The sequence below is a fragment of the Streptomyces sp. NRRL S-1813 genome, from assembly GCF_000719605.1.
Taxonomy (GTDB): domain Bacteria; phylum Actinomycetota; class Actinomycetes; order Streptomycetales; family Streptomycetaceae; genus Streptomyces; species Streptomyces decoyicus.
The window spans coordinates 173,782-198,675 of sequence record NZ_JOHB01000009.1 but is presented as its reverse complement, the minus strand read 5'-3'; the positions used below and the strand labels follow the sequence as shown (position 1 = coordinate 198,675).

The following is a 24,894-nucleotide window of genomic DNA, read 5'->3' as shown; positions in this document are numbered from 1 at the left end:
CGGTCAGCTCTTACTTGGAGTAGAGCTCAACGATCAGCTGCTCCTGCACCTGGGTGTCGATCACCTGGCGCTCGGGCATGCTGTGCACGAGAATCCGCAGGTTCGAGGGAATCGCTTCCAGCCAGGCCGGAACGGTCCTCTCGCCGGCCTCGGCCTGCGCCACCGCGAACGGGGTCAGGTTCCGGGAGCTCGCGCGCACCTCGATGATGTCGTTCGCAGCCACCCGAGCCGACGGAATGTCGGTCTTGCGGCCGTTCACGGTGATGTGTCCGTGACGCACCAGCTGACGGGCGTGGTCGCGGGACTTGGCAAAGCCGGCCCGGTAGACCACGTTGTCGAGGCGGGTCTCAAGGATGCGCAGAAGGTTCTCACCGGTCTTGCCGGACTTCTGGTTCGCTTCCTTGTAGTAGTTCACGAACTGCTTCTCAAGGACACCGTAGATACGGCTGCACTTCTGCTTCTCACGAAGCTGGAGCAGATACTCGCTGTCCTTGGTGCGCCCGCGACCGTGCTCACCCGGGGGGTAAGGACGGATCTCGATCGGGCACTTTGCGCTCTCGCACTTGCTCCCCTTGAGGAAGAGCTTCTGCTTCTCCCGACGGCAACGCTTGCAGTCGGCCCCGGTGTAACGCGCCATATTGTGTTGTCTCCTACTTCAGCTGGTCAGACGCGGCGACGCTTGGGCGGGCGGCATCCGTTGTGCGGAGTGGGGGTGACGTCCTGGATCGAACCCACCTCGAGGCCGGTGGCCTGGAGGGAGCGGATCGCGGTCTCACGGCCGGAGCCGGGACCCTTGACGAAGACGTCGACCTTGCGCATGCCGTGCTCCTGCGCGCGACGCGCGGCCGACTCGGCGGCCATCTGTGCGGCGAAGGGGGTGGACTTGCGCGAGCCCTTGAAGCCGACGTGGCCGGCAGAGGCCCAAGAGATCACGTTGCCCGTGGGGTCCGTGATCGAAACGATCGTGTTGTTGAACGTGCTCTTGATGTGAGCGTGCCCGTGGGCAACGTTCTTCTTCTCCTTGCGGCGCACCTTCTTGGCGCCGGCCGTACGGCCCTTCGGAGGCATTCATTACTCCCGTGGAGGTGGTCGGTCCTACAGCGAAGACCGCTTGCAGGGGTCCGGGGGGCGTCCCCCGGAGCACACAGTGCGTCCTGCTGAGGACTACTTCTTGCCCGGCTTCTTCTTGCCGGCGATCGCGCGACGCGGACCCTTGCGGGTACGGGCGTTCGTGCTGGTGCGCTGACCGTGCACCGGCAGACCGCGACGGTGACGCAGACCCTGGTAGCAGCCGATCTCGACCTTGCGGCGGATGTCGGCCTGAATCTCGCGACGGAGGTCACCCTCGGTCTTGAGGTTGTTGTCCACGTACTCGCGGATCTTGATGAGGTCTTCCTCGGCAAGGTCGCGAACACGGGTGTTCGGGTTCACGTCGGTGGCGGCGAGAGTCTGCTGCGACAGCGTCCGCCCGATACCGAAGACGTAGGTGAGGGCGACCTCCACACGCTTTTCGCGCGGGAGATCAACGCCTGCGAGGCGTGCCATTGATGTGGCTCCTGATGGCTATTCGGAGGTCTTCCGCAGCACCGTTCCCGTAAGACTCTGAAGAATTACGAGCCGGGTCCCCGGCCTCCGAGCCGAGGGTGTCGTCCCACGCGAGAAATGCGGGGGTCGGGTGACTGCGTATGTACGTATGTGCTTGCGTCGCGCGAAAACTGCGAAATGCAGGTGGTCGGCGTGCGTCAGCCCTGGCGCTGCTTGTGGCGCAGGTTGTCGCAAATGACCATGACCCGGCCGTGGCGGCGGATCACCTTGCACTTGTCGCAGATCTTCTTGACGCTCGGCTTGACCTTCATGGGTGTGAGGTTCTCCGGGTCAGTGCCGTCACCCCACGGGAGCGGGGCGGCGACAAGATCTACTTGTATCGGTAGACGATCCGGCCACGCGTCAGGTCGTACGGAGAAAGCTCCACCACGACCCGGTCATCCGGGAGGATACGGATGTAGTGCATCCGCATCTTGCCGCTGATGTGCGCGAGGACCTTGTGACCGTTCTGGAGCTCCACCTTGAACATGGCGTTCGGGAGAGACTCGATCACGGTGCCCTCGATCTCGATGGCACCTTGCTTCTTGGCCACGCTTCGCCCTTCGAATCGGCTACCTTGATCGACGCCCCCGCACCTCGCCCTCAACCAAGAGGGCATACGGATGCACGAGAGCCGACGCGTCAGTCTACGACAGCGCCCGGGAAAAGACGAATCCAGGATTATTGCCCACTCGGGGAGATCCTTACGCCGACGGCCCCGTCGGGGCGGTCGGCTCAGGCGAAGTGAGGGTGCTCGCCGGTCCTCAGGACCGTGCGGAAGGATCGGGCGCCACAGTGATCCCCAGCTCGGCCAGCTTGGCCTTGCCACCGTCCGGCGCGGTCAGCACCAGCGGGCCGTCCTCGGTCAGCGCGACCGAGTGCTCCCAGTGAGAGGACCAGCTGCCGTCGTTCGACTTGACCGTCCAGTCGTCGTCGAGGACGTGGGTCTTGGCCGTGCCGAGGTTGACCATCGGCTCGATGGCGATGCAGAAGCCGGGCACCAGCTTCGGGCCGCGGCCGCGCTTGCGGTCGACGTAGTTCAGCAGATGCGGGTCCATGTGCATCTGCGAGCCGATGCCGTGGCCGCCGTAGTCCTCGACGATGCCGTACTTACCGCCGGCCGGACGGGGCTGGCGGCGGATGTAGCCCTCGATCGCCTTGGAGATGTCGACCAGCCGGTTGCCCTTGGCGACCGCCGCGATACCCGCCCACATCGACTCCTCGGTGACCCGGCTGAGCTCGACCAGCTCCGCGGAGTGACCGGACCCGACGAAGGCGGTGTACGCCGCGTCGCCGTGCCAGCCGTCGATGATCGCGCCGCAGTCGATGGAGATGATGTCGCCGTTCTGAAGCACCGTCTCGGTGTCGGGGATGCCGTGGACCACGACGTCGTTGACCGAGGTGCAGATCGTCGCGGGGAAGCCCCCGTAGCCGAGGAAGTTCGACTTCGCTCCGTGCTCGGCGAGCACCTTGCGCGCCGCGTCGTCCAGGTCCTTGGTCGTGGCGCCGGGCACCGCGGCCTTCCGGGTCGCCGCGTGAATGGCGGCGACCACCAGCCCCGCCTCGCGCATCTTCGCGATCTGCTCGGGGGTCTTGATCTCCACCATGACGGCTGGCGCCTTCCTGAACCGACTACAACGCTTGTCCGGCGGCCGTCACGACCGCCCCGTACACGATACGGCCGCGGTGCCCATTGCGGGCACCGCGGCCGTATCGGAAGCCGTGTGCTGCTACGCGTCCCGGGACGGCAGGGCCGCCATCGAGCGCTTGGTGACCTCGTCGACCTTGCCCATGGCCGGGATGGTGACGACCAGGTCCTGGGCCTTGTAGTAGTCGATGATCGGCTCGGTCTCCGTGTGGTAGACCTCCAGCCGCTTGCGGACGGTCTCCTCGCGGTCGTCGTCCCGCTGGTAAAGATCGCCGCCGCAGGTGTCGCAGACGCCCTCGGCCTTCGGCTTGTTGTACTCGGCGTGGAAGACGTGGCTGCTGTCGTTACGGCAGATGCGCCGGCCGGCGATCCGCTTCACGACCTCGTCCTCGGGGACCTCCAGGTCCAGGACGGCGTCCAGCGTGAGGTTCTTGTCCTTGAGGTACTCGTCCAGCGCCTTGGCCTGGCCCAGGTTCCGCGGGAAGCCGTCCAGCAGGAAGCCCTTGGCCGCGTCGGCCTGCTCCATCCGGTCCTCGGCCATCGCGATGGTGACCGAGTCGGGCACCAGGTTGCCGGCGTCCATGTACGACTTCGCCTCGCGGCCGAGGGGCGTGCCCTGGCTGATGTTGGCGCGGAACGGGGGTCCGACGAGGACGATTCGCATCAGCGGAGGAACCCTTCGTAGTTGCGCTGCTGAAGCTGGCTCTCGATCTGCTTCACGGTCTCCAGGCCCACACCCACGATGATGAGGATGCTCGTCCCGCCGAACGGGAAGTTCTGGTTCGCGTTGAAAAGCACCAACGCCACTGTTGGTACGAGCGCGATCAGCCCCAGGTACAGCGAGCCCGGCCACGTGATCCGGTTGAGCACGTAGCTGAGGTACTCGGCCGTCGGGCGACCAGCCCGGATACCCGGGATGAAGCCACCATACTTCTTCATGTTGTCGGCAACTTCTTCGGGGTTGAAGCTGATGGCGACGTAGAAGAACGCGAAGAACACGATCAGCAGGAAGTACGTAACGATGTAAACTGGGTGATTTCCCTTGGTGAAGTTGGTGGCGACCCACGTCGCCCATGCCACCCGCCTGGTTCACCTTGAGCGGGATGTACGTGGACGTACCGCCGTAGGACCGGCGGCCGATCATCCGCTTCGCGTACTGCACCGGGATGCGCCGCTGAGCCTGCTCGACGAAGACCACCAGGGCGACCATCGCCAGGCCCACCGCGATCACCGCGAAGAACTCGATCCAGCCGTCGGCCAGCTTGCCCTGGAGCTTGATCTGCCACAGCGCGCCCGGGAAGCCGGCGGCGATCGAGATGAACATCAGGATCGACATGCCGTTGCCGATACCGCGGTCGGTCACCATCTCGCCGAGCCACATGATCAGGGCCGTACCGGCGGTCATCGTGATGACCATCGTGATGGTGGTGAAGACGGAGTCGCTGGGCACGATCTCGCTGGCGACCGGGCAGCTCTGGAAGAGCGCACCGCTGCGGGCGGTGGCCACCAGGCCGGTGCCCTGGAGGATGGCGAGCGCCACGGTCAGATAGCGGGTGTACTGGGTGATCTTCGCCTGGCCGGACTGCCCCTCTTTCTTGAGGGCTTCCAGCCGCGGAATCACCACGGTCAGCAGCTGGAGGATGATGCTCGCCGTGATGTACGGCATGATCCCCAGCGCGAAGATCGTGATCTGAAGCAGCGCACCACCGCTGAACATGTTCACCAGGGCGAACAATCCGCTGTTACCGCCGGCCTGCTTCATGCAGGTCTCGACGTTCGCGTAGTTCACCCCGGGGACCGGGACATGTGCGCCGATCCGGTAGAGCACCACGATGCCCAATGTGAACAGCAGCTTCTTGCGCAGGTCGGGCGTCTTGAACGCTCGGGCGAACGCGGTGAGCACGGTGCCTCCTGCGCCCCCCGCCTTGAATGCGGGAGGTGACGGTCTTGAGGATCGACGAATAGTGAGCGGCTAAAAACCGCGCGGACACGGCCCGCGCGGCGGGGGCCCGGGACCGGGGCCCCGGAAAACAACAGTCCATGCCACCTTACCGGCGACCCTACCCCCGTGGAACGACCAACCGGGGATGCCCAAACGATGGGCATCCCCGGTCAGTTGAACCGACGAACTCAGATGAGCTCGGTGACGCTGCCACCGGCAGCGGCGATCTTCTCCTTGGCGGAGCCGGAAACGGCGTCAACCGAAACCTGAAGCGCCACGGAGACCTCGCCCTGGCCAAGGACCTTGACGAGCTCGTTCTTGCGCACCGCGCCCTTGGCAACCAGACCGGCCACCGTGACCTCGCCACCCTGCGGGTAGAGCTCGGCCAGCTTGGTCAGGTTCACGACCTGGAACTGCTTGTGGGCGGGGTTCTTGAAGCCCTTCAGCTTCGGGAGGCGCATGTGGAGGGGCATCTGCCCGCCCTCGAAGCGCTCCGGAACCTGGTAACGGGCCTTCGTGCCCTTGGTACCACGACCAGCGGTCTTACCCTTGGACGCCTCACCACGACCGACACGGGTCTTGGCGGTCTTGGCACCCGGGGCAGGACGGAGGTTGTGGACCTTCAGCGGGTTGTTCTCCGCCATGTCAGTCGACCTCCTCAACCGTCACGAGGTGGCGGACGGTGTGCACCATTCCGCGGAACTCGGGGCGGTCCTCCTTGACAACCACGTCGTTGAGCCGCTTGAGGCCCAGCGAACGAAGGGTGTCGCGGTGGTTCTGCTTGCTACCGATGAAAGACTTCGTCTGCGTGATCTTGAGGTGCGCCATTACGCGGTCACCCCGGCACGCGCCCGCAGCAGAGCGGCGGGGGCAACGTCCTCCAGCGGCAGGCCACGACGGGCCGCGATCTCCTCGGGGCGCTGAAGGCCCTGAAGCGCGGTCACCGTGGCGTGCACGATGTTGATCGGGTTCGACGAACCGAGCGACTTGCTCAGCACGTCGTGGATGCCCGCGCACTCCAGAACGGCACGCACGGGGCCACCGGCGATCACACCGGTACCGGGGGAAGCCGGCTTGAGCAGGACAACGCCCGCAGCCTTCTCGCCCTGGATGGGGTGAGGGATGGTGCCCTGGATACGGGGGACCTTGAAGAAGTTCTTCTTGGCCTCTTCCACGCCCTTGGCGATGGCAGCCGGAACTTCCTTGGCCTTGCCGTAACCGACACCTACGGTGCCGTCACCATCGCCCACCACGACCAGCGCGGTGAAGCTGAAGCGACGGCCACCCTTGACAACCTTGGCGACACGGTTGATCGCGACAACGCGCTCAACGTATGCGGTCTTCTCGGTGGCAGCGCCACCGTCGCGACCCTTCCGGTCCCGCCGCTCGCCGCCACCGGCACCGCTCCCGCGGCGCTGGGGTCCAGCCATTGGATTTACCTCTCTCTGTTACGTCCGCTAGCTCCGGAACCGGGGCTTAGAACTTCAGCCCGGCTTCGCGGGCGGCGTCGGCCAGAGCGGCAATCCGCCCGGCGTACTGCTTGCCACCACGGTCGAACACGACGGCCTCGACACCGGCGGCCTTGGCACGCTCGGCGACCAGGGAGCCGACCTTCTGGGCCTGAGCGCTCTTGTCGCCCTCGCCACCACGGATCGACGCGTCCAGGCTCGACGCCGAGGCCAGCGTGTGGCCCGCAATGTCGTCGATGACCTGAGCGGTGATGCCACGGTTGGACCGCGTCACCACCAGACGCGGACGCTCCGGGGTACCCGAAATCCGCTTACGGATGCGGATGTGGCGCCGCTTTGCAGCGGCCCGCTTGTAAGCGTCGCCCTTGGCGATCTTCACACCGTATGCCATGGCTTACTTACCAGCCTTTCCGACCTTGCGGCGGATGACCTCGCCGGCGTACTTGACGCCCTTGGCCTTGTACGGGTCAGGCTTGCGCAGCTTGCGGATGTTCGCCGCAACCTCGCCGACCTTCTGCTTGTCGATGCCCTCGACGCTGAGCTTGGTCGGGGACTCGACCTTGAAGGAGATGCCCTCGGGGGCCTCGATCAGGATCGGGTGGCTGTAGCCCAGGGAGAACTCCAGGTTGGAGCCCTTCGCCTGGACGCGGTAACCGACACCGCTGATCTCGAGCGCCTTGCTGTAGCCCTGGGTCACGCCGGTGATCATGTTCGCCACCAGCGTGCGGGACAGGCCGTGCAGGGCCTTGTTCTGACGCTCGTCGTTCGGGCGGACAACGTTGATCACGCCGTCCTCACCCTTGGCGACCTCGATGGGCGCCGCGACGGTGTGCGAGAGGGAACCCTTGGGGCCCTTCACGGCGACCGTACGGCCCTCGATGGTGACGTCCACACCAGCGGGAACCTGGATGGGCAGCTTGCCAATACGCGACATTAGCTATTCCTCCGTTCCCTGGTTACCAGACGTAGGCGAGGACTTCCCCACCCACGCCCTTCTTGCTGGCCTGCTGACCGGTCAGGAGACCGTGGGACGTGGAGATGATCGCCACGCCCAGGCCGCCGAGGACCTTCGGCAGACTTGTGGACTTTGCGTAGACCCGCAGGCCCGGCTTCGAGATCCGCTTGATGCCGGCGATCGAGCGCTCGCGGTTCGGGCCGAACTTCAGCTCGAGGACGAGGTTCTTGCCAACCTCGGCGTCCTCGACGCGCCAGCCGGTGATGTAGCCCTCCTGCTGGAGGATCTCCGCGATGTGCGACTTGATCTTGCTGTGCGGCATCGCGACGTCGTCGTGGTATGCCGAGTTCGCGTTCCGCAGACGGGTCAGCATGTCTGCGATGGGATCAGTCATGGTCATGAATTGGCCTTCGGCCTCTCTCGCCGGGGTTTCCTATGTGCGCCATCCCTCTCCCCGATCAGAGTCGGGACGGGTGCGGCGCGGGGACCTACGGCGTAGTAAGCGACTTTATGCGGGCACGGCCCGCGGTCGGTCTCGGGCGGCGGGGCGCCCAAACCCTTCTACCCTACGGGAAGAAAGGGGTGGGGCGCCCACCGGCCCAATGCTTACCGAGAGCCCTGGTCATCCCGATGAAGGGATTACCAGGAGCTCTTGGTCACGCCCGGCAGCTCGCCACGGTGAGCCATCTCACGAAGGCACACGCGGCACAGGCCGAACTTGCGGTAGACGGAGTGCGGACGGCCGCAGCGCTGGCAACGCGTGTACGCGCGGACAGCAAACTTCGGCTTACGAGCCGCCTTAGCGATCAGAGCCTTCTTCGCCACGGTCAGTTCTCCTTGAACGGGAAGCCGAGGTGACGAAGCAGGGCACGGCCCTCATCGTCGTTGGACGCCGTGGTGACCACGGTGATGTCCATGCCCCGCGTCCGGTCGATCTTGTCCTGGTCGATCTCGTGGAACATGACCTGCTCCGTGAGACCGAAGGTGTAGTTGCCCCGACCGTCGAACTGCTTCGGGGACAGACCACGGAAGTCGCGGATGCGCGGCAGCGCCAGCGACAGCAGGCGGTCCAGGAACTCCCACATGCGGTCACCGCGGAGGGTGACGTGGGCACCGATCGGCTGGCCCTCACGCAGCTTGAACTGCGCGATGGACTTACGGGCCTTGGTGACGGCCGGCTTCTGTCCGGTGATCGTGGTGAGGTCGCGGATGGCGCCCTCGATCAGCTTGGAGTCGCGGGCGGCGTCGCCCACACCCATGTTGACCACGATCTTGGTCAGACCGGGGATCTGCATGACGTTCTCGTACGAGAACTCGTCCTTCAGCTTCCCGGCGATCTCTTCGCGGTAGCGCGTCTTCAGACGCGGCGCGTTGGTGGTGGCAGTCATCAGATGTCCTCACCGGTCCGCTTGGCAACGCGGATCTTGTTGCCCTCGTCGTCGAAGCGGTACCCGACGCGGGTAACGACCTTGTTGCCGTCCTTCTCCACGACCAGCTGAACATTGCTGACGTGGACAGGGGCCTCGGTCGTCACGATGCCGCCGGTCTTCGAACCACGAGCGGTCTGTCCGGCCTTGGTGTGCTTCTTGACCCGGTTGACACCCTCGACCAGGACACGGTCCTCACGGGGGAAGGCCTGGATGACCTTGCCCTGCTTGCCCTTGTCCTTACCGGTGATGACCTGGACCAGGTCGCCCTTCTTGATCTTCATCGGTTACAGCACCTCCGGCGCGAGCGAGATGATCTTCATGAACTTCTTCTCGCGCAGCTCCCGGCCCACGGGGCCGAAGATGCGGGTGCCGCGGGGGTCGCCATCGTTCTTGAGGATGACGGCCGCGTTCTCGTCGAAGCGGATGTACGAGCCGTCCGGACGGCGGCGCTCCTTGACGGTGCGAACGATGACCGCCTTGATGACGTCACCCTTCTTCACGTTGCCACCGGGGATCGCATCCTTCACGGTGGCGACGATGACGTCACCGATGCCCGCGTAGCGGCGACCGGAACCACCGAGAACACGGATGCAAAGGATTTCCTTCGCACCAGTGTTGTCGGCGACCCGCAGTCGCGACTCCTGCTGGATCACGTCTATCTCCTGTGTGTCTGCCGGTTCCCGGCAGGGGCTTTCCTCTGCTGAGGCGAGCCCCTGCCGAGCCTGGCGGAACTGTTCCTAGGGGGTCCCCCTAGGAGGGATTACTTGGCCTTCTCGAGGATCTCGACGATGCGCCAGCGCTTGGTGGCGGACAGCGGCCGGGTCTCCATCAGGAGGACGCGGTCGCCGACGCCGGCAGCGTTCTGCTCGTCGTGCGCCTTGAGCTTGTTGGTACGGCGGATGACCTTGCCGTACAGCGCGTGCTTGACGCGGTCCTCGACGGCGACGACGACGGTCTTGTCCATCTTGTCGCTGACGACGAGACCCTCACGGGTCTTGCGGAAACCGCGCTCGTTCGTCTCAGTCACATTCTTCTCGCTCATCAGGCGCTCTCCACCGTCTCGATGCCCAGCTCGCGCTCACGCATCAGGGTGTAGATCCGGGCGATGTCCTTACGGACGGACTTGAGCCGACCGTGGTTCTCGAGCTGTCCGGTCGCCGCCTGGAAGCGGAGGTTGAACAGCTCCTCCTTGGCCTCACGAAGCTTGCCGACGAGGTCCTCGTCATTCAGCTCGCGCAGCTCGGTCGCCTTGATACCGGCCGCCATCACGACTCACCTGCCTCGCGCCGCACAATGCGGCACTTCATCGGAAGCTTGTGGGCGGCGCGGGTCAGCGCCTCCTTGGCAACCTTTTCGTTCGGGAAGGACAGCTCGAACATCACCCGACCGGGCTTGACGTTCGCGACCCACCACTCCGGAGAACCCTTACCGGAACCCATGCGGGTTTCGGCCGGCTTCTTCGTGAGCGGGCGGTCCGGGTAAATGTTGATCCAGACCTTGCCGCCACGCTTGATGTGACGGGTCATCGCGATACGAGCGGACTCGATCTGACGGTTCGTCACGTAAGCCGGGGTGACGGCCTGAATGCCGTACTCACCGAAGGCCAGCTCGGTGCCACCCTTGGCCATACCGCTGCGCTTCGGGTGGTGCTGCTTGCGGTGCTTGACCCTGCGAGGGATCAGCATGTCGGTCAGGCCTCCGTTCCGGGGGTCTCCGCCGGAGCAGCGGCAGCGGCCTCGGCCTTGGGGGCCTCGGCAGCGGCGGTCTGCTGCTGCGGCTTGCGGCCACCGCGGCCGCCACGCTCGCCACCGCGGCGCGGGCGGTCGTTGCCGCCACCGCGAGCCGGGCGGTTACCCGCACGGGCGGCAGCGTTCTCGGCACGCACCTCGGCGATGTTCTTGACGTCGCCCTTGTAGATCCAGACCTTCACGCCGATACGGCCGAAGGTGGTCTTGGCCTCGAAGAAGCCGTAGTCGACGTTCGCACGGAGCGTGTGCAGGGGCACACGGCCCTCGCGGTAGAACTCCGAGCGGGACATCTCGGCGCCGCCGAGACGGCCGCCGCACTGGATCTTGATGCCCTTGGCGCCGGCCTTCATCGTCGACTGCATGCTCTTACGCATGGCGCGACGGAAGGAGACGCGGGAGGAGAGCTGCTCGGCGACGGCCTGGGCCACGAGCTGAGCATCGGTCTCGGGGTTCTTGACCTCGAGGATGTTCAGCTGGACCTGCTTGCCGGTCAGCTTCTCCAGTTCGCCACGGATGCGGTCGGCCTCGGCGCCACGGCGGCCGATGACGATGCCCGGACGAGCGGTGTGGATGTCAACGCGGACGCGCTCACGGGTGCGCTCGATCTCCACCTTGGAGATACCGGCGCGCTCCATGCCCTTCGTCATCATGCGACGAATGGCGACGTCTTCCTTGACGTAGTCCTTGTACAGCTTGTCGGCGTACCAGCGCGACTTGAAGTCGGTGGTGATGCCGAGCCGGAACCCGTGCGGGTTAACCTTCTGGCCCATTACCGGGTTCCTTCCTTGCTGCTGACGACCACGGTGATGTGGCTGGTCCGCTTGCGGATCCGGTAGGCACGGCCCTGAGCACGCGGACGGAACCGCTTCAGGGTCGGGCCCTCGTCGACGTATGCCTCGGAAATGACGAGGCTGCCGGCGTCGGTGTGGTCGTAGTTGTGCGCGGCGTTGGCAATGGCGCTGTCCAGCACCTTGCCCACCGGCACGCTCGCGGCCTGCGGGGCGAAACGCAGGACCGCCTGAGCCTCCGTGGCATTCATGCCACGGATAAGGTCCACCACGCGGCGGGCCTTCATGGGCGTGACGCGGATGTACCGCGCCTGGGCCCTGGCTTCCATGGTTGTCCCTTCGGTGTCAGTCATAGTCTTCGCACTCCGCCGATCAACGACGCCGCGACTTGCGGTCGTCCTTCTCGTGGCCGCGGAAGGTGCGGGTCGGCGCAAACTCGCCGAGCTTGTGGCCGACCATCGACTCGGTGACGAACACCGGGACGTGCTTGCGGCCGTCGTGCACCGCGATCGTGTGGCCGAGCATGGCCGGGACGATCATGGAGCGGCGGGACCAGGTCTTGATGACGTTCTTGGAGCCGGCATCGTTCTGAACATCCACCTTCTTGGAAAGGTGGTCGTCGACGAAGGGCCCCTTCTTGAGACTGCGCGGCATCTAAACCCGCTCCTAGCGCTTCTTGTTCGTCTTGCGGCGGCGGACGATGTACTTGTTGCTCGCCTTCTTCGGCGAACGAGTACGACCCTCCTTCTGACCCCACGGCGAGACCGGGTGGCGACCACCGGAGGTCTTGCCCTCACCACCACCGTGCGGGTGGTCGACGGGGTTCATCACGACACCACGCACGGTCGGGCGAACGCCCTTCCAGCGCATGCGGCCGGCCTTACCCCAGTTGATGTTCGACTGCTCGGCGTTGCCGACCTCGCCGACGGTGGCGCGGCAGCGCACGTCGACCAGGCGGATCTCACCGGACGGCATACGAAGGTGGGCCATGCGGCCCTCCTTCGCCAGCAGCTGCACGGAGGCACCGGCCGAGCGGGCGAACTTCGCACCGCCGCCCGGACGCAGCTCGATCGCGTGGATCGTCGTACCCACGGGGATGTGGCGCAGCGGCAGGTTGTTGCCCGGCTTGATGTCGGCGCCAGCGCCGTTCTCAATCCGAGCACCCTGGGCCAGGCCACGGGGCGCGATGATGTAGCGCTTCTCGCCGTCTGCGTAGTGCAGCAGCGCGATGCGCGCGGTGCGGTTCGGGTCGTACTCGATGTGCGCGACCTTGGCCGGCACGCCGTCCTTGTCGTGACGACGGAAGTCGATCACTCGGTAGGCGCGCTTGTGGCCACCACCCTGGTGGCGAACGGTCACACGACCGGCGTTGTTACGGCCGCCCTTGCTGTGCAGCGGGCGGACCAGCGACTTCTCCGGCGTGGACCGCGTGATCTCGACAAAGTCGGCGACGCTGGAGCCACGACGGCCCGGGGTCGTCGGCTTGTACTTGCGGATACCCATTTCTCAGTCCTCGTCCGATTCCGGACGACTCGGACTCCGTTAGGAGACCGGGCCGCCGAAGATGTCGATACGGTCGCCCTCGGCGAGGGTCACGATGGCGCGCTTCGTGTCGGCGCGCTTGCCGTAACCGGTGCGGGTGCGCTTGCGCTTGCCCTGCCGGTTGATCGTGTTGACCCCGGTGACCTTGACCGAGAAGACCGCCTCGACGGCCTGCTTGATCTGGGTCTTGTTCGAGCCCGGCGCGACGATGAACGTGTACTTGTTCTCGTCCAGCAGGGCGTAGCTCTTCTCCGAGACAACCGGCTTGACGAGAATGTCGCGCGGGTCCGAGAAGGTCTTGCTGGTGACGACGGCCGCACTCATCAGGCGTCGCTCCCTTCGGTCTCAGCGTTGGCCTTGGGGCCAGACACGAAGGACTCGAAGGCGGCCTTGGTGAAGACCACGTCGTCGGAGACGAGCACGTCGTACGTGTTCAGCTGGCCCGGCTCCAGGATGTGCACCTGGGGCAGGTTGCGGGCGGACAGCCACGCGGCCTCATCGCTGCGCTCGGCGATCAGGAGCACGTGCTTCCGCTCGCTGACCTTGCCGAGGAGAGTCTTGGCGGCCTTGGTGGAGATGTCGCCCTCGACCACGCCGGCAACGACGTGGATACGGCTGTTACGGGCCCGGTCGGTGAGGGCACCGCGCAGGGCGGCAACCTTCATCTTCTTGGGCGTCCGCTGCGAGTAGTCACGCGGCTGCGGGCCGTGGACGATGCCACCGCCGGCGAACTGCGGCGCACGGGTCGAACCCTGGCGCGCGCGGCCGGTGCCCTTCTGGCGGTACGGCTTCTTGCCACCGCCGCGGACCTCGCCGCGAGTCTTGGTCTTGTGCGTGCCCTGACGGGCAGCGGCCAGCTGTGCGACAACGACCTGGTGGATCAGCGGAACGCTGACCTTCGCGTCGAAGATCTCCGTGGGGAGCTCGACGGTACCGGCCTTGTCGCCTGCCGGCGAAAGGATGTCAATGGTGCTCATCGGTTACCTCAGGCCCCCTTGGCCGCGGTACGGACCAGGACGAGGCCGCCGTTCGGACCAGGAACTGCGCCCTTGATGAGCAGCAGACCCTTCTCCGCGTCAACGGCGTGGACGGTCAGGTTCTGGGTGGTGACCCGCTCATTGCCCATACGGCCGGCCATCCGCATGCCCTTGAACACGCGGCCCGGGGTGGCGCAGCCACCGATGGAGCCAGGCTTACGGTGCACACGGTGGGCACCGTGGGACGCCTTGCCGCCGTGGAAGCCGTGACGCTTCATGACGCCGGCGAAGCCCTTGCCCTTGCTCTTGCCGGTCACGTCCACCTTGACGCCGGACTCGAAGGTCTCAGCGGTCACTTCCTGGCCGAGGGTGTACTCACCGGCATCGGTGGTACGGACCTCGACGAGGTGGCGACGGGGGGTGACGTCGGCCTTCGCGAAGTGGCCCTTGAGGGGCTTGTTCACCTTGCGCGGGTCGATCTCGCCGAAGGCGATCTGGACGGAGTCGTAACCGTCCTGGTCATTGGTGCGCACCTGGGTAACGACACAGGGGCCGGCCTTGACCACAGTGACCGGGACGACACGGTTGTTCTCGTCCCAGACCTGGGTCATGCCGAGCTTCTCGCCCAGGATGCCCTTGATCTGCTTAGCCATCTCTTCCGCGCCTCTCAGAGCTTGATCTCGATGTCAACGCCGGCCGGAAGGTCCAGGCGCATCAGCGAGTCAACGGTCTTGGGCGTCGGGTCGAGGATGTCGATCAGGCGCTTGTGCGTGCGCATCTCGAAGTGCTCGCGCGCGTCCTTGTACTTGTGCGGCGACTTGATGACGCAGTACACGTTCTTTTCAGTGGGCAGCGGCACCGGGCCTGCGACCGACGCACCAGTACGGGTCACCGTCTCGACGATCTTCTTCGCCGAAGAGTCGATGACCTCGTGGTCGTAGGCCTTGAGCCGGATGCGGATCTTCTGTCCCGCCATGGCTACTTTGTAGTCCTGTCTCTCGTAAACGCTCTGGGACCCGATGCGCTGTGCTCCGTGAGGAACACTGTTCTTCTCCGACCCACGCGGTCGGGCGTGTCGCACCCCTTCCCGTAAATCTCCGTAAAGGAGATCCTTCAGAAGGAGTAGGCAGGGGAAGAACACCCACCGGGCGCCTGGCCGAGGCACCCCGCTGACGCTTCCCGGAAGATTCCCGTATTTCCGACCCTGAGAAGGGACGACGAATACCTGGGACTCGCTTCCAGTCCTCCCGGCGGGAGGCGCGCAGCATCGGCACTCAACCGAGCAACCTGGACAGTGTGCCACACCTGGGACGCGTAAGGCTAATCGGGGCCCAACTGTCAAGGAGCCCCGCCCACCTGATGGCGGGCAGGGCTCCTTGTCGTGCTTTTCCGGGGCAGCGCCCCGGACCCCCGGCCCGAAGGCCGGGAGCTACCGGATCAACCGGATCAGCGAAATTACTTCGTGATCTTGGTGACCTGGCCGGCGCCGACGGTCCGGCCACCCTCACGGATGGCGAACTTCAGGCCCTCTTCCATCGCGACGGGCTGGATGAGCTCAACGGTCATCTCAGTGTTGTCGCCCGGCATGACCATCTCGGTGCCCTCGGGGAGGGTCACGACGCCGGTCACGTCGGTGGTGCGGAAGTAGAACTGCGGGCGGTAGTTGTTGAAGAACGGGGTGTGACGGCCACCCTCGTCCTTCGACAGGATGTACGCCTGGGCCTCGAACGAGGTGTGCGGCGTGACCGAGCCCGGCTTGATGATGACCTGGCCGCGCTCGACGTCCTCGCGCTTGATGCCACGGAGGAGCAGACCGACGTTCTCACCGGCCTGGCCCTCGTCGAGGAGCTTCCGGAACATCTCGATACCGGTGACCGTGGTGGTGGTCTTCTCGGTCTTGATGCCGATGATGTCGACGGTCTCGTTGACCTTGAGGACACCACGCTCGATACGACCGGTGACAACGGTGCCACGGCCGGTGATCGTGAAGACGTCCTCGATCGGCATCAGGAACGGCTTGTCGACGTCGCGCTCGGGCTGCGGGATCGACTCGTCGACGGCGGCCATGAGCTTGAGGACGGAGTCGCCCCACTCCTTGTCGCCCTCGAGCGCCTTGAGCGCCGAGACCTTGACGACCGGAACGTCGTCGCCGGGGAACTCGTACTCGGAGAGGAGCTCACGGACCTCGAGCTCGACGAGCTCCAGGATCTCCTCGTCGTCCACCATGTCGGCCTTGTTCAGGGCGACGACGATGTACGGAACGCCGACCTGGCGGGCCAGGAGCACGTGCTCCTTGGTCTGCGGCATCGGGCCGTCGGTGGCGGCAACCACGAGGATGGCGCCGTCCATCTGCGCCGCACCCGTGATCATGTTCTTGATGTAGTCCGCGTGACCGGGGCAGTCGACGTGGGCGTAGTGACGGTTCTCCGTCTGGTACTCGACGTGCGCGATCGAAATCGTGATACCGCGCTGGCGCTCCTCAGGAGCCTTGTCGATCTGGTCGAAGGCCGAGGCCTCGTTCAGGTCCGGGTACGCGTCGTGCAGCACCTTGGTAATGGCGGCCGTGAGGGTCGTCTTACCGTGGTCAATGTGACCGATGGTGCCGATGTTGACGTGCGGCTTAGTCCGCTCGAACTTCGCCTTCGCCACTGGTTCCTCCTGAAGTGGTTCTGTACGCCTTACTCATCGGCGCCAGGTGATCTTTGCTGGGATGCCGGCTGCCGGGGCGTTCCTCACGGATTGCGGGGATTACCCCGGCAGACGGTGTCAAGCCTAAAGCGTGTTCCGACTCTCGGAGACGGAGCTATTCGCCCTTGGCCTTCGCGATGATCTCCTCGGCGACGTTCCGGGGAACCTCGGCGTAGGAGTCGAACTGCATCGAGTAGCTTGCGCGACCCGAGGTCTTGCTGCGGAGGTCGCCGACGTAGCCGAACATCTCCGACAGGGGAACCAGGCCCGTGACGAGCTTGGCGCCGCTGCGCTCCTCCATGGACTGGATCTGTCCACGGCGAGAGTTGATGTCGCCGATCACATCGCCCATGTAGTCCTCGGGCGTGGTGACCTCGACCTTCATCATCGGCTCGAGCAGGGCCGGGGAGGCCTTGCGCGCGGCCTCCTTGAAGGCCATCGAACCGGCGATCTTGAAGGCCATCTCGGAAGAGTCGACCTCGTGGAAGGCACCGTCGAGGAGCGTGACCTTGACGCCGGTCAGCGGGTAGCCGGCGAGAACACCGAACTCCATGGCCTCCTGGCAGCCCGCGTCCACGGACGGGATGTACTCCCGCGGGATACGGCCACCGGTGACCTTGTTCTCGAACTCGTACCCGTCGCCCTCGAGGGGCGCGATCGCGATCTGCACCTTCGCGAACTGGCCGGAACCACCAGTCTGCTTCTTGTGCGTGTAGTCGAGACGCTCGACCGGCTTGCGCAGGGTCTCGCGGTAGGCGACCTGCGGCTTGCCGACGTTGGCCTCAACCCGGAACTCACGCTTCATACGGTCGACCAGCACGTCGAGGTGCAGTTCGCCCATACCCGCGATGATGGTCTGGCCGGTCTCCTCGTCGGTGTGCACCTGGAACGAGGGGTCCTCTTCGGCGAGCCGCTGGATGGCGACACCCAGCTTCTCCTGGTCGCCCTTGGACTTGGGCTCAATGGCGACCTGGATGACCGGGGCCGGGAACTCCATCGACTCCAGGATGACCTGGTTGGCGGAGTCACAGAGGGTCTCACCGGTGGTGGTCTGCTTCAGACCCATGACGGCGACGATGTCACCGGCACCCACCGAGTCGATCTCCTCACGCTTGTTCGCGTGCATCCGGTAGATCTTGCCGATGCGCTCCTTCTTGCCCTTCACCGAGTTCTGCACCTGCGAGCCGGCCTCAAGGCGGCCCGAGTAGATGCGGATGAAGGTGAGCTTGCCCAGGTGGGGGTCGCTCGCAATCTTGAAGGCAAGGGCGGACAGCGGCTCGTCCGCGGACGGCTGGCGCTTGATGACCTCTTCCGGGTCCTTGACGGAGTGGCCTTCGATGGCCTCGACGTCCAGGGGGGAGGGGAGGTAGCGCACGACCGCGTCGAGCAGGGGCTGCACGCCCTTGTTCTTGAACGCGGTACCGCAGAACACCGGGGTCACGGTGGTGCTGTCGGCCTTGCCCGAAGCGATGGTGATCCGGCGGATCGCCGCGTAGAGCTGCTCCACGGTGGGCTCCTGGCCCTCCAGGTACAGCTCCATGACCTCTTCATCGTTCTCGGCAACGGCCTCGAGCAGCTTGCCGCGCCACTCGTCGGCAGCCTCGATGTGGGTGTCCGGGATGTCGACGGTGTCGTACATCTCGCCCTTGGCGGCCTCGGCCGACCAGACCAGGGCCTTCATCGTCACGAGGTCGACGACGCCCTTGAAGTCGGCCTCGGTGCCGATCGGGAGCTGCATCACGATCGGGGTCGCGCCGAGGCGGTCCACGATCATGTCGACGCAGCGGTGGAACTCGGCGCCCGTTCGGTCAAGCTTGTTGACGAAGCAGATACGCGGAACGCCGTAGCGGTCCGCCTGACGCCAGACGGTCTCGGACTGGGGCTCGACACCGGCAACGCCGTCGAACACCGTCACCGCACCGTCCAGGACGCGCAGCGAGCGCTCCACCTCGACCGTGAAGTCGACGTGGCCCGGGGTGTCGATGATGTTGATGGTGTTGTCGACGTCTTCCAGCGGCCAGTGGCAGGTCGTCGCGGCAGACGTGATGGTGATGCCGCGCTCCTGCTCCTGCTCCATCCAGTCCATCGTGGCAGCGCCGTCGTGGACCTCACCGATCTTGTACGAAACACCGGTGTAGAACAGGATCCGCTCGGTGGTGGTCGTCTTGCCCGCGTCGATGTGGGCCATGATCCCAATATTGCGGACCTTGGCCAGGTCAAGCGAAGTGGTGGCCATAGTGGCTCAATCTTCTCTCGGTCTCGATGTGGGTTGCGACTACCAGCGGTAGTGCGCGAAGGCCTTGTTGGACTCGGCCATCTTGTGCGTGTCCTCACGCTTCTTGACCGAAGCGCCGAGGCCGTTGGAGGCGTCGAGCAGTTCGTTCATGAGGCGCTCGGTCATGGTCTTCTCGCGGCGGGCGCGGGAGTAGCCCACGAGCCAGCGGAGCGAGAGGGTCGCGGCGCGGCCGGGCTTGACCTCGATCGGGACCTGGTAGGTCGCGCCACCGACACGGCGGGACTTGACCTCGAGGGTCGGCTTGATGTTCTCGAGCGCGCGCTTGAGCGTGATGACCGGGTCGTTACCGGTCTTCTCGCGCAGACCCTCCATGGCGCCGTAAACGATGCGCTCAGCGGTGGAGCGCTTGCCGTTCAGCAGCACCTTGTTGATGAGGGAGGTCACCAGAGGAGAACCGTAGACCGGGTCAATGATGACCGGGCGCTTCGGGGCGGGGCCCTTACGAGGCATTCTTACTTCTCCTTCTTGGCGCCGTAGCGGCTGCGAGCCTGCTTGCGGTTCTTGACGCCCTGCGTGTCGAGGGAGCCGCGGATGATCTTGTACCGAACACCCGGCAGGTCCTTCACACGGCCGCCACGCACGAGCACGATCGAGTGCTCCTGGAGGTTGTGGCCCTCACCCGGAATGTAAGCGGTGACCTCGATCCCGCTGGTCAGACGCACACGCGCGACCTTACGCAGGGCCGAGTTCGGCTTCTTCGGGGTGGTCGTGAAAACACGCGTGCAGACGCCACGGCGCTGGGGCGAACCCTCGAGCGCGGGCGTCTTGTTCTTCTCGACCTTGTCCTGCCGGCCCTTTCGGACCAGCTGCTGGATCGTAGGCACCGTTTCTCCGGTTTCTGTGTGCCAGTCTCGGTAAAGCTAACCTGGAACATTCCCCGACCCACGCGGTCGGGTGTGTCGAATACTGCAGTCCGATCCCTCGCTGGAACGAGTGAGGCGGCAGATTGCGGTGTCAAAACCCGGCTTCCGTGCTGTGGCTCTCCTGACCGAAAGGCTGTGGAGATTGCGGGCACGGCAGCCCAGGGACACCCCAGGCACAAGGTCAGAGCGTACCTACCGCATGGGCTGCGGTCAAAACAAATGCACACGCGAAGGACACGCCGGACTCCTCACGGCGTTGCGGCCACGGTAGTGCGATCCCCGGCCGGACGGAAGAAGGCGCCACGCCCCGCTGACGCGCCACGCCCGCCGCCGCACGACTCCTAGATATTGGCCACGGCCACCAGGACCGTCACCAGGATGAACAGCGCCCAGCCACCGATGCCCAGCCAGCCGAGGACCAGCCCCGTAAGGGCCTGCCCGTCCCCGCGCTCTCCGGTCCGGCGGATCTCGGCCCGCGCCTTGTGCCCCAGAATCACGGCCGGGATCGCCGTCAGCCCCCACGTCACCGGCGTCATGATCCCGCAGACCAGCGCGCCCGTCGCCGAGCTGTTGGTGTGCACCGGCATGGGCATCTGCATCGGCATGAAGGTCGCCGGCACCGGACGCTGCGGCACGAACTGCGCCTGCGGCACCGGCCCCTGCGGAAGATCCGCTACCAGCATCTGCAATTCGGCATGCGTCTGCGCCTTGTAGGCCCGTGTGATCCGCTGCTCGTACTCCGGCTGAAGCAGCCGCCCCTCGGCAAATCCCGCCTTGAGCACATCGACCGCTCGCTCACGATCGGCGTGCGAGGCACGCATGGCAGGCACCTGATTCGACGGCTGAGCGGGCTGCCCACCCTGCCACGGCTGGAATGCCACTTCGCGAACCTCCCCCCGCTCGACAGTTGTCCCCATCTTCTCATCACAGACGCAGCAATGGGAGAACAAGTTCCCCCGCGCGGCCCCCAACCCGCGAGAGCGCCGGTCCATAACGCCGCAGGGCGGCCACCCCGCAAGGGATGGCCGCCCTGTTGCTGTCGTACGGACCAGGATTACTGGTTGTACGGACCGTAGTCGTAGTCCTCCAGCGGGACCGCCTGGCCGGAGCCGGTGCCGAAGGGCGAGTAGTCGATGTCGTCGTAACCGACAGCCGAGTACATCGCGGCCTTGGCCTCTTCGGTGGGCTCGACCCGGATGTTGCGGTAGCGGGACAGACCCGTACCGGCCGGGATGAGCTTACCGATGATGACGTTCTCCTTGAGGCCGATCAGGGAGTCCGACTTGGCGTTGATCGCCGCGTCGGTCAGGACCCTGGTCGTCTCCTGGAAGGACGCCGCCGACAGCCAGGACTCGGTGGCCAGCGAAGCCTTGGTGATACCCATCAGCTGCGGACGGCCGGAGGCCGGGTGGCCGCCTTCCGCCACGACGCGACGGTTCTCGCCCTCGAACTTCGTGCGCTCCACCAGCTCGCCCGGCAGCAGCTCCGCGTCGCCGGACTCGATGATCGTCACACGGCGCAGCATCTGCCGGATGATGATCTCGATGTGCTTGTCGTGGATCGCCACGCCCTGGCTGTTGTAGACCTTCTGGACCTCGCCGACCAGGTGGACCTGGACGGCACGCTGGCCGAGGATCCGCAGCACGTCGTGCGGGTTGACAGCACCCACGGTCAGCGGCTGGCCGACCGTGACGTGGTCGCCCTCGCCCACCAGGAGACGAGCACGCTTGGAGACGCCGTAGGGCATCTCGTCGCTGCCGTCGTCCGGGGTGACGATGACCTTCTTGGTCTTCTCGGTCTCCTCGATACGGACGCGGCCGGCCGCCTCCGAGATCGGGGCGACACCCTTGGGCGTACGGGCCTCGAAGAGCTCGACGACACGCGGCAGACCCAGGGTGATGTCGTCACCGGCCACACCACCGGTGTGGAAGGTACGCATCGTCAGCTGGGTGCCGGGCTCACCGATGGACTGGGCGGCGATGATGCCGACCGCCTCACCGATGTCGACCAGCTTGCCGGTGGCCAGCGAGCGGCCGTAGCAGAAGGCACAGGTGCCGACCGCGGACTCACAGGTCAGGACCGAGCGGGTCTTGACCTCCTCGACACCCGCGTTGACCAGGGCGTCGATGAGCACGTCACCGAGGTCGACGTTCGCCGGGGCGACGACCTTGCCGTCGACGACAACGTCCTCGGCCAGCATGCGGGCGTAGACGCTGGACTCGACGTCGTCCGCCTTGCGCAGGACACCGGCGGCGTCCTTCGAGGCGATCCGCAGCTTGAGGCCACGCTCCGTGCCGCAGTCCTCCTCGCGAATGATGACGTCCTGAGAGACGTCGACCAGACGACGGGTGAGGTAACCGGAGTCGGCGGTACGAAGGGCGGTGTCCGCCAGACCCTTACGGGCACCGTGGGTGGAGATGAAGTACTCCAGCACGGACAGACCCTCGCGGAACGATGCCTTGATCGGACGCGGGATGGTCTCGTTCTTCGCGTTCGACACCAGACCACGCATACCGGCGATCTGCCGCATCTGCATCATGTTTCCTCGGGCACCCGAGTCAACCATCATGAAGATGGGGTTCGTCTTGGGGAAGTTCTCATTCATCGCCTCGGAGACCTCGTTGGTCGCCTTGGTCCAGATGTTGATGAGTTCCTGCGTGCGCTCGTCCTTGGTGATCAGACCGCGCTCGTACTGCTTCTGGACCTTCTCGTCCTGGGCCTCGTAGCCCGCGACGATGGCCTTCTTGGCCTCCGGCACGACGATGTCCGAGACGGCGACGGTGACGCCGGAACGGGTCGCCCAGTGGAAGCCGGCCGCCTTCAGGTTGTCGAGCGTCGCCGCCACGATGACCTTCGGGTAACGCTCGGCCAGGTCGTTGACGATCGCGGAGAGCTGCTTCTTGCCCACCGAGTAGTCGACGAACGGGTAGTCCTCGGGCAGCAGCTCGTTGAAGAGCGCACGGCCCAGGGTCGTCCGCAGCCGGAAGCTGTCACCCTGCTGCCACTCGGGCTCGCCCTCTTCCGGAAGCGGCGGGGTCCAGCCACGGGGCGGGACGGTGCCGATCGGGAAGCGGATGTCGACCTTCGCCTGGAGCGAGAGCTCCTTGGCGTCGAACGCCATGATCGCCTCGGCGGTCGAGCCGAACGCCCGGCCCTCGCCGATGACCTTGCGCTCCTCTTCATCCGTGGTGAGGAAGAAGAGGCCGAGCACCATGTCCTGGGTCGGCATGGTGACCGGACGGCCGTCGGCCGGCTTGAGGATGTTGTTCGAGGACAGCATCAGGATGCGGGCCTCGGCCTGGGCCTCCGCGGACAGCGGGAGGTGGACGGCCATCTGGTCACCGTCGAAGTCCGCGTTGAACGCGGTGCAGACGAGCGGGTGAATCTGAATGGCCTTGCCCTCGACCAGCTGCGGCTCGAAGGCCTGGATGCCCAGACGGTGCAGGGTCGGCGCACGGTTCAGCAGCACCGGGTGCTCGGCGATGACCTCTTCGAGCACGTCGTAGACGACCGTGCGGCCGCGCTCGACCATGCGCTTCGCGCTCTTGATGTTCTGCGCGTGGTTCAGGTCCACCAGGCGCTTCATCACGAACGGCTTGAAGAGCTCCAGCGCCATGGCCTTGGGCAGACCGCACTGGTGCAGCTTGAGCTGCGGGCCGACGACGATGACGGAACGCGCCGAGTAGTCGACTCGCTTACCGAGCAGGTTCTGACGGAACCGGCCCTGCTTGCCCTTCAGCATGTCGCTGAGGGACTTCAGCGGGCGGTTACCGGGACCGGTGACCGGGCGACCGCGACGACCGTTGTCGAAGAGGGCGTCCACGGCCTCCTGGAGCATGCGCTTCTCGTTGTTCACGATGATCTCGGGCGCGCCGAGGTCGAGAAGCCGCTTCAGGCGGTTGTTGCGGTTGATCACACGGCGGTACAGGTCGTTCAGGTCGGAGGTCGCGAAGCGGCCACCGTCCAGCTGCACCATCGGACGCAGGTCCGGCGGGATCACCGGGATGCAGTCCAGCACCATGCCCTTGGGGCTGTTGCGGGTCTGGAGGAAGGCGGAGACGACCTTGAGGCGCTTGAGCGCACGGGTCTTCTTCTGGCCCTTGCCGGTACGGATGATCTCGCGGAGGCGCTCGGCCTCTTCGTCGAGGTCGAAGGTCTCCAGGCGCTTCTGAAGAGCAGCGGCACCCATGGAGCCGTCGAAGTACGTGCCGAAGCGGTCACGCAGCTCGCGGTAGAGCAGCTCGTCGCCCTCCAGGTCCTGGACCTTGAGGTTCTTGAAGCGGTTCCAGACCTCGTCGAGACGGTCGATCTCGCGCTGCGCACGGTCGCGCAGCTGCTTCATCTCACGCTCGGCGCCCTCGCGCACCTTGCGGCGCACGTCGGCCTTGGCGCCCTCGGCCTCGAGCTCGGCCAGGTCGGTCTCGAGCTTCTTGGCGCGGGCCTCCAGGTCGGAGTCACGACGCTGCTCGATCTGCTGACGCTCGACGGAGACGTGCGCCTCCAGCGAGGGCAGGTCACGCGTACGACGCTCCTCGTCCACCCACGTGATCATGTAGGCGGCGAAGTAGATGACCTTTTCGAGGTCCTTGGGCGCGAGGTCCAGCAGGTAGCCCAGCCGGCTCGGCACACCCTTGAAGTACCAGATGTGCGTGACGGGAGCGGCGAGCTCGATGTGGCCCATCCGCTCACGACGCACCTTGGCGCGAGTGACCTCGACGCCGCAGCGCTCGCAGATGATGCCCTTGAAGCGGACGCGCTTGTACTTACCGCAGTAGCACTCCCAGTCCCGGGTAGGACCGAAGATCTTCTCGCAGAAGAGTCCGTCCTTTTCGGGCTTGAGGGTGCGGTAGTTGATGGTCTCGGGCTTCTTGACCTCGCCGTGGCTCCACTGACGGATGTCGTCAGCGGTAGCCAGACCGATCCGGAGCTCATCGAAGAAGTTGACGTCGAGCACTATGCGTCAA

Annotated in this window: 34 protein-coding genes and 1 pseudogene; all 35 read right to left on the bottom strand. The window is 65.5% G+C overall.

What is annotated here, in order from left to right; genetic code table 11:
* Positions 1-10: 10 nt before the first annotated feature.
* Positions 11-637: a 30S ribosomal protein S4 gene (rpsD, locus tag IF67_RS0116000; RefSeq protein WP_030074811.1), complete on the bottom strand. Its 627-nt coding sequence runs from the start codon at positions 635-637 to the stop codon at positions 11-13.
* Positions 638-663: 26 nt separating this feature from the next.
* The gene (gene rpsK, locus IF67_RS0115995; protein WP_004571845.1) at positions 664-1,068 is read right to left on the bottom strand and encodes a 30S ribosomal protein S11; all 405 of its coding nucleotides are present in this window, start codon (positions 1,066-1,068) and stop codon (positions 664-666) included.
* A 96-nt stretch (positions 1,069-1,164) separates the two neighbouring features.
* Positions 1,165-1,545: a 30S ribosomal protein S13 gene (gene rpsM, locus IF67_RS0115990; protein WP_030986160.1), complete on the bottom strand. Its 381-nt coding sequence runs from the start codon at positions 1,543-1,545 to the stop codon at positions 1,165-1,167.
* Positions 1,546-1,742: 197 nt separating this feature from the next.
* Entirely contained in the window at positions 1,743-1,856 is a 114-nt protein-coding gene (rpmJ, locus tag IF67_RS0115985; protein WP_003956441.1) for a 50S ribosomal protein L36, read from the bottom strand.
* A 59-nt stretch (positions 1,857-1,915) separates the two neighbouring features.
* Complete coding sequence (gene infA, locus IF67_RS0115980; RefSeq protein ID WP_003956442.1) at positions 1,916-2,137, bottom strand: translation initiation factor IF-1; 222 nt, start codon at positions 2,135-2,137, stop codon at positions 1,916-1,918.
* A gap of 211 nt (positions 2,138-2,348) precedes the next feature.
* Positions 2,349-3,191 (bottom strand): type I methionyl aminopeptidase, encoded by an 843-nt coding sequence (gene map / locus IF67_RS0115975; protein WP_030986158.1) that lies wholly within the window; start codon positions 3,189-3,191, stop codon positions 2,349-2,351.
* A gap of 123 nt (positions 3,192-3,314) precedes the next feature.
* Entirely contained in the window at positions 3,315-3,896 is a 582-nt protein-coding gene (locus IF67_RS0115970; RefSeq protein ID WP_420708671.1) for an adenylate kinase, read from the bottom strand.
* Positions 3,896-5,135, bottom strand: a pseudogene (gene secY, locus IF67_RS39210) (preprotein translocase subunit SecY). Before secY ends, IF67_RS0115970 begins: the two are co-directional and overlap by 1 nt.
* A gap of 227 nt (positions 5,136-5,362) precedes the next feature.
* Positions 5,363-5,818, bottom strand: coding sequence for a 50S ribosomal protein L15 (gene rplO, locus IF67_RS0115960; protein ID WP_030986154.1), 456 nt, complete (start codon positions 5,816-5,818; stop codon positions 5,363-5,365).
* A gap of 1 nt (position 5,819) precedes the next feature.
* On the bottom strand, positions 5,820-6,002 hold the full coding sequence (gene rpmD / locus IF67_RS0115955; protein ID WP_030074796.1) for a 50S ribosomal protein L30: 183 nt from the start codon (positions 6,000-6,002) through the stop codon (positions 5,820-5,822).
* On the bottom strand, positions 6,002-6,604 hold the full coding sequence (gene rpsE / locus IF67_RS0115950) for a 30S ribosomal protein S5 (protein ID WP_030986153.1): 603 nt from the start codon (positions 6,602-6,604) through the stop codon (positions 6,002-6,004). Before rpsE ends, rpmD begins: the two co-directional genes overlap by 1 nt.
* 46 nt (positions 6,605-6,650) lie before the next feature.
* Positions 6,651-7,034: a 50S ribosomal protein L18 gene (rplR, locus tag IF67_RS0115945; RefSeq protein WP_030074793.1), complete on the bottom strand. Its 384-nt coding sequence runs from the start codon at positions 7,032-7,034 to the stop codon at positions 6,651-6,653.
* A gap of 3 nt (positions 7,035-7,037) precedes the next feature.
* Positions 7,038-7,577, bottom strand: coding sequence for a 50S ribosomal protein L6 (gene rplF, locus IF67_RS0115940; RefSeq protein ID WP_030986151.1), 540 nt, complete (start codon positions 7,575-7,577; stop codon positions 7,038-7,040).
* A gap of 22 nt (positions 7,578-7,599) precedes the next feature.
* Positions 7,600-7,998, bottom strand: coding sequence for a 30S ribosomal protein S8 (gene rpsH, locus IF67_RS0115935; protein WP_030986149.1), 399 nt, complete (start codon positions 7,996-7,998; stop codon positions 7,600-7,602).
* A gap of 239 nt (positions 7,999-8,237) precedes the next feature.
* Positions 8,238-8,423 (bottom strand): type Z 30S ribosomal protein S14, encoded by a 186-nt coding sequence (locus IF67_RS0115930; protein WP_004571834.1) that lies wholly within the window; start codon positions 8,421-8,423, stop codon positions 8,238-8,240.
* A 2-nt stretch (positions 8,424-8,425) separates the two neighbouring features.
* Positions 8,426-8,986, bottom strand: a complete 561-nt coding sequence (gene rplE / locus IF67_RS0115925) for a 50S ribosomal protein L5 (protein ID WP_030074789.1) — start codon at positions 8,984-8,986, stop codon at positions 8,426-8,428.
* Positions 8,986-9,309 (bottom strand): 50S ribosomal protein L24, encoded by a 324-nt coding sequence (gene rplX, locus IF67_RS0115920; protein WP_006604883.1) that lies wholly within the window; start codon positions 9,307-9,309, stop codon positions 8,986-8,988. The genes rplE and rplX overlap by 1 nt, the downstream gene beginning before the upstream one ends.
* Positions 9,310-9,312: 3 nt before the next feature.
* Positions 9,313-9,681: a 50S ribosomal protein L14 gene (gene rplN, locus IF67_RS0115915; protein ID WP_003992364.1), complete on the bottom strand. Its 369-nt coding sequence runs from the start codon at positions 9,679-9,681 to the stop codon at positions 9,313-9,315.
* 107 nt (positions 9,682-9,788) lie between these two features.
* Positions 9,789-10,070: a 30S ribosomal protein S17 gene (gene rpsQ / locus IF67_RS0115910; protein WP_006604882.1), complete on the bottom strand. Its 282-nt coding sequence runs from the start codon at positions 10,068-10,070 to the stop codon at positions 9,789-9,791.
* The gene (gene rpmC / locus IF67_RS0115905) at positions 10,070-10,294 is read right to left on the bottom strand and encodes a 50S ribosomal protein L29 (RefSeq protein WP_030074787.1); all 225 of its coding nucleotides are present in this window, start codon (positions 10,292-10,294) and stop codon (positions 10,070-10,072) included. Before rpmC ends, rpsQ begins: the two co-directional genes overlap by 1 nt.
* A complete protein-coding gene (gene rplP, locus IF67_RS0115900) occupies positions 10,294-10,713 on the bottom strand; it encodes a 50S ribosomal protein L16 (RefSeq protein ID WP_006604880.1) in 420 nt (139 codons plus the stop codon). Before rplP ends, rpmC begins: the two co-directional genes overlap by 1 nt.
* A 5-nt stretch (positions 10,714-10,718) precedes the next feature.
* Positions 10,719-11,546, bottom strand: a complete 828-nt coding sequence (gene rpsC / locus IF67_RS0115895) for a 30S ribosomal protein S3 (protein ID WP_030986147.1) — start codon at positions 11,544-11,546, stop codon at positions 10,719-10,721.
* Entirely contained in the window at positions 11,546-11,893 is a 348-nt protein-coding gene (gene rplV / locus IF67_RS0115890; RefSeq protein WP_037839423.1) for a 50S ribosomal protein L22, read from the bottom strand. Before rplV ends, rpsC begins: the two co-directional genes overlap by 1 nt.
* A 43-nt stretch (positions 11,894-11,936) precedes the next feature.
* Complete coding sequence (gene rpsS / locus IF67_RS0115885; RefSeq protein ID WP_030986146.1) at positions 11,937-12,218, bottom strand: 30S ribosomal protein S19; 282 nt, start codon at positions 12,216-12,218, stop codon at positions 11,937-11,939.
* A 12-nt stretch (positions 12,219-12,230) separates the two neighbouring features.
* Positions 12,231-13,067, bottom strand: a complete 837-nt coding sequence (rplB, locus tag IF67_RS0115880; RefSeq protein WP_030074780.1) for a 50S ribosomal protein L2 — start codon at positions 13,065-13,067, stop codon at positions 12,231-12,233.
* A 39-nt stretch (positions 13,068-13,106) separates the two neighbouring features.
* Positions 13,107-13,430, bottom strand: coding sequence for a 50S ribosomal protein L23 (rplW, locus tag IF67_RS0115875; RefSeq protein ID WP_030986144.1), 324 nt, complete (start codon positions 13,428-13,430; stop codon positions 13,107-13,109).
* On the bottom strand, positions 13,430-14,083 hold the full coding sequence (gene rplD / locus IF67_RS0115870; RefSeq protein ID WP_030986142.1) for a 50S ribosomal protein L4: 654 nt from the start codon (positions 14,081-14,083) through the stop codon (positions 13,430-13,432). Before rplD ends, rplW begins: the two co-directional genes overlap by 1 nt.
* An 8-nt stretch (positions 14,084-14,091) precedes the next feature.
* On the bottom strand, positions 14,092-14,736 hold the full coding sequence (gene rplC, locus IF67_RS0115865; protein ID WP_030986140.1) for a 50S ribosomal protein L3: 645 nt from the start codon (positions 14,734-14,736) through the stop codon (positions 14,092-14,094).
* 14 nt (positions 14,737-14,750) lie between these two features.
* Entirely contained in the window at positions 14,751-15,059 is a 309-nt protein-coding gene (rpsJ, locus tag IF67_RS0115860; protein WP_014054162.1) for a 30S ribosomal protein S10, read from the bottom strand.
* Positions 15,060-15,538: 479 nt separating this feature from the next.
* Entirely contained in the window at positions 15,539-16,732 is a 1,194-nt protein-coding gene (gene tuf / locus IF67_RS0115855) for an elongation factor Tu (protein ID WP_006604872.1), read from the bottom strand.
* A 154-nt stretch (positions 16,733-16,886) separates the two neighbouring features.
* Positions 16,887-19,007 (bottom strand): elongation factor G, encoded by a 2,121-nt coding sequence (gene fusA / locus IF67_RS0115850; RefSeq protein ID WP_030986137.1) that lies wholly within the window; start codon positions 19,005-19,007, stop codon positions 16,887-16,889.
* Positions 19,008-19,046: 39 nt separating this feature from the next.
* Positions 19,047-19,517, bottom strand: a complete 471-nt coding sequence (gene rpsG / locus IF67_RS0115845; protein WP_030986135.1) for a 30S ribosomal protein S7 — start codon at positions 19,515-19,517, stop codon at positions 19,047-19,049.
* A 2-nt stretch (positions 19,518-19,519) separates the two neighbouring features.
* Positions 19,520-19,891 (bottom strand): 30S ribosomal protein S12, encoded by a 372-nt coding sequence (gene rpsL / locus IF67_RS0115840; protein ID WP_003948652.1) that lies wholly within the window; start codon positions 19,889-19,891, stop codon positions 19,520-19,522.
* A 380-nt stretch (positions 19,892-20,271) separates the two neighbouring features.
* Positions 20,272-20,751 carry a DUF1707 and DUF4190 domain-containing protein gene (locus IF67_RS0115835; RefSeq protein ID WP_030986133.1) on the bottom strand — a complete coding sequence of 160 codons (480 nt, stop codon included), beginning with the start codon at positions 20,749-20,751 and terminating at the stop codon, positions 20,272-20,274.
* A gap of 233 nt (positions 20,752-20,984) precedes the next feature.
* Positions 20,985-24,884, bottom strand: a complete 3,900-nt coding sequence (locus tag IF67_RS0115830) for a DNA-directed RNA polymerase subunit beta' (protein WP_030986131.1) — start codon at positions 24,882-24,884, stop codon at positions 20,985-20,987.
* Positions 24,885-24,894: the final 10 nt, after the last annotated feature.

Coding starts and splice junctions, on each gene's coding strand:
- rpsD (WP_030074811.1), bottom strand. CDS start 637: ATGGCGCGTTACACCGGGGCCGACTGCAAGCGTTGCCGTCGGGAGAAG.
- rpsK (WP_004571845.1), bottom strand. CDS start 1,068: ATGCCTCCGAAGGGCCGTACGGCCGGCGCCAAGAAGGTGCGCCGCAAG.
- rpsM (WP_030986160.1), bottom strand. CDS start 1,545: ATGGCACGCCTCGCAGGCGTTGATCTCCCGCGCGAAAAGCGTGTGGAG.
- rpmJ (WP_003956441.1), bottom strand. CDS start 1,856: ATGAAGGTCAAGCCGAGCGTCAAGAAGATCTGCGACAAGTGCAAGGTG.
- map (WP_030986158.1), bottom strand. CDS start 3,191: ATGGTGGAGATCAAGACCCCCGAGCAGATCGCGAAGATGCGCGAGGCG.
- IF67_RS0115970 (WP_420708671.1), bottom strand. CDS start 3,896: ATGCGAATCGTCCTCGTCGGACCCCCGTTCCGCGCCAACATCAGCCAG.
- rplO (WP_030986154.1), bottom strand. CDS start 5,818: ATGGCGGAGAACAACCCGCTGAAGGTCCACAACCTCCGTCCTGCCCCG.
- rpmD (WP_030074796.1), bottom strand. CDS start 6,002: ATGGCGCACCTCAAGATCACGCAGACGAAGTCTTTCATCGGTAGCAAG.
- rpsE (WP_030986153.1), bottom strand. CDS start 6,604: ATGGCTGGACCCCAGCGCCGCGGGAGCGGTGCCGGTGGCGGCGAGCGG.
- rplR (WP_030074793.1), bottom strand. CDS start 7,034: ATGGCATACGGTGTGAAGATCGCCAAGGGCGACGCTTACAAGCGGGCC.
- rplF (WP_030986151.1), bottom strand. CDS start 7,577: ATGTCGCGTATTGGCAAGCTGCCCATCCAGGTTCCCGCTGGTGTGGAC.
- rpsH (WP_030986149.1), bottom strand. CDS start 7,998: ATGACCATGACTGATCCCATCGCAGACATGCTGACCCGTCTGCGGAAC.
- rplE (WP_030074789.1), bottom strand. CDS start 8,986: ATGACTGCCACCACCAACGCGCCGCGTCTGAAGACGCGCTACCGCGAA.
- rplX (WP_006604883.1), bottom strand. CDS start 9,309: ATGAAGATCAAGAAGGGCGACCTGGTCCAGGTCATCACCGGTAAGGAC.
- rpsQ (WP_006604882.1), bottom strand. CDS start 10,070: ATGAGCGAGAAGAATGTGACTGAGACGAACGAGCGCGGTTTCCGCAAG.
- rpmC (WP_030074787.1), bottom strand. CDS start 10,294: ATGGCGGCCGGTATCAAGGCGACCGAGCTGCGCGAGCTGAATGACGAG.
- rplP (WP_006604880.1), bottom strand. CDS start 10,713: ATGCTGATCCCTCGCAGGGTCAAGCACCGCAAGCAGCACCACCCGAAG.
- rpsC (WP_030986147.1), bottom strand. CDS start 11,546: ATGGGCCAGAAGGTTAACCCGCACGGGTTCCGGCTCGGCATCACCACC.
- rplV (WP_037839423.1), bottom strand. CDS start 11,893: ATGGAAGCCAGGGCCCAGGCGCGGTACATCCGCGTCACGCCCATGAAG.
- rpsS (WP_030986146.1), bottom strand. CDS start 12,218: ATGCCGCGCAGTCTCAAGAAGGGGCCCTTCGTCGACGACCACCTTTCC.
- rplB (WP_030074780.1), bottom strand. CDS start 13,067: ATGGGTATCCGCAAGTACAAGCCGACGACCCCGGGCCGTCGTGGCTCC.
- rplW (WP_030986144.1), bottom strand. CDS start 13,430: ATGAGTGCGGCCGTCGTCACCAGCAAGACCTTCTCGGACCCGCGCGAC.
- rplD (WP_030986142.1), bottom strand. CDS start 14,083: ATGAGCACCATTGACATCCTTTCGCCGGCAGGCGACAAGGCCGGTACC.
- rplC (WP_030986140.1), bottom strand. CDS start 14,736: ATGGCTAAGCAGATCAAGGGCATCCTGGGCGAGAAGCTCGGCATGACC.
- rpsJ (WP_014054162.1), bottom strand. CDS start 15,059: ATGGCGGGACAGAAGATCCGCATCCGGCTCAAGGCCTACGACCACGAG.
- fusA (WP_030986137.1), bottom strand. CDS start 19,007: ATGGCCACCACTTCGCTTGACCTGGCCAAGGTCCGCAATATTGGGATC.
- rpsG (WP_030986135.1), bottom strand. CDS start 19,517: ATGCCTCGTAAGGGCCCCGCCCCGAAGCGCCCGGTCATCATTGACCCG.
- IF67_RS0115835 (WP_030986133.1), bottom strand. CDS start 20,751: ATGCGTGCCTCGCACGCCGATCGTGAGCGAGCGGTCGATGTGCTCAAG.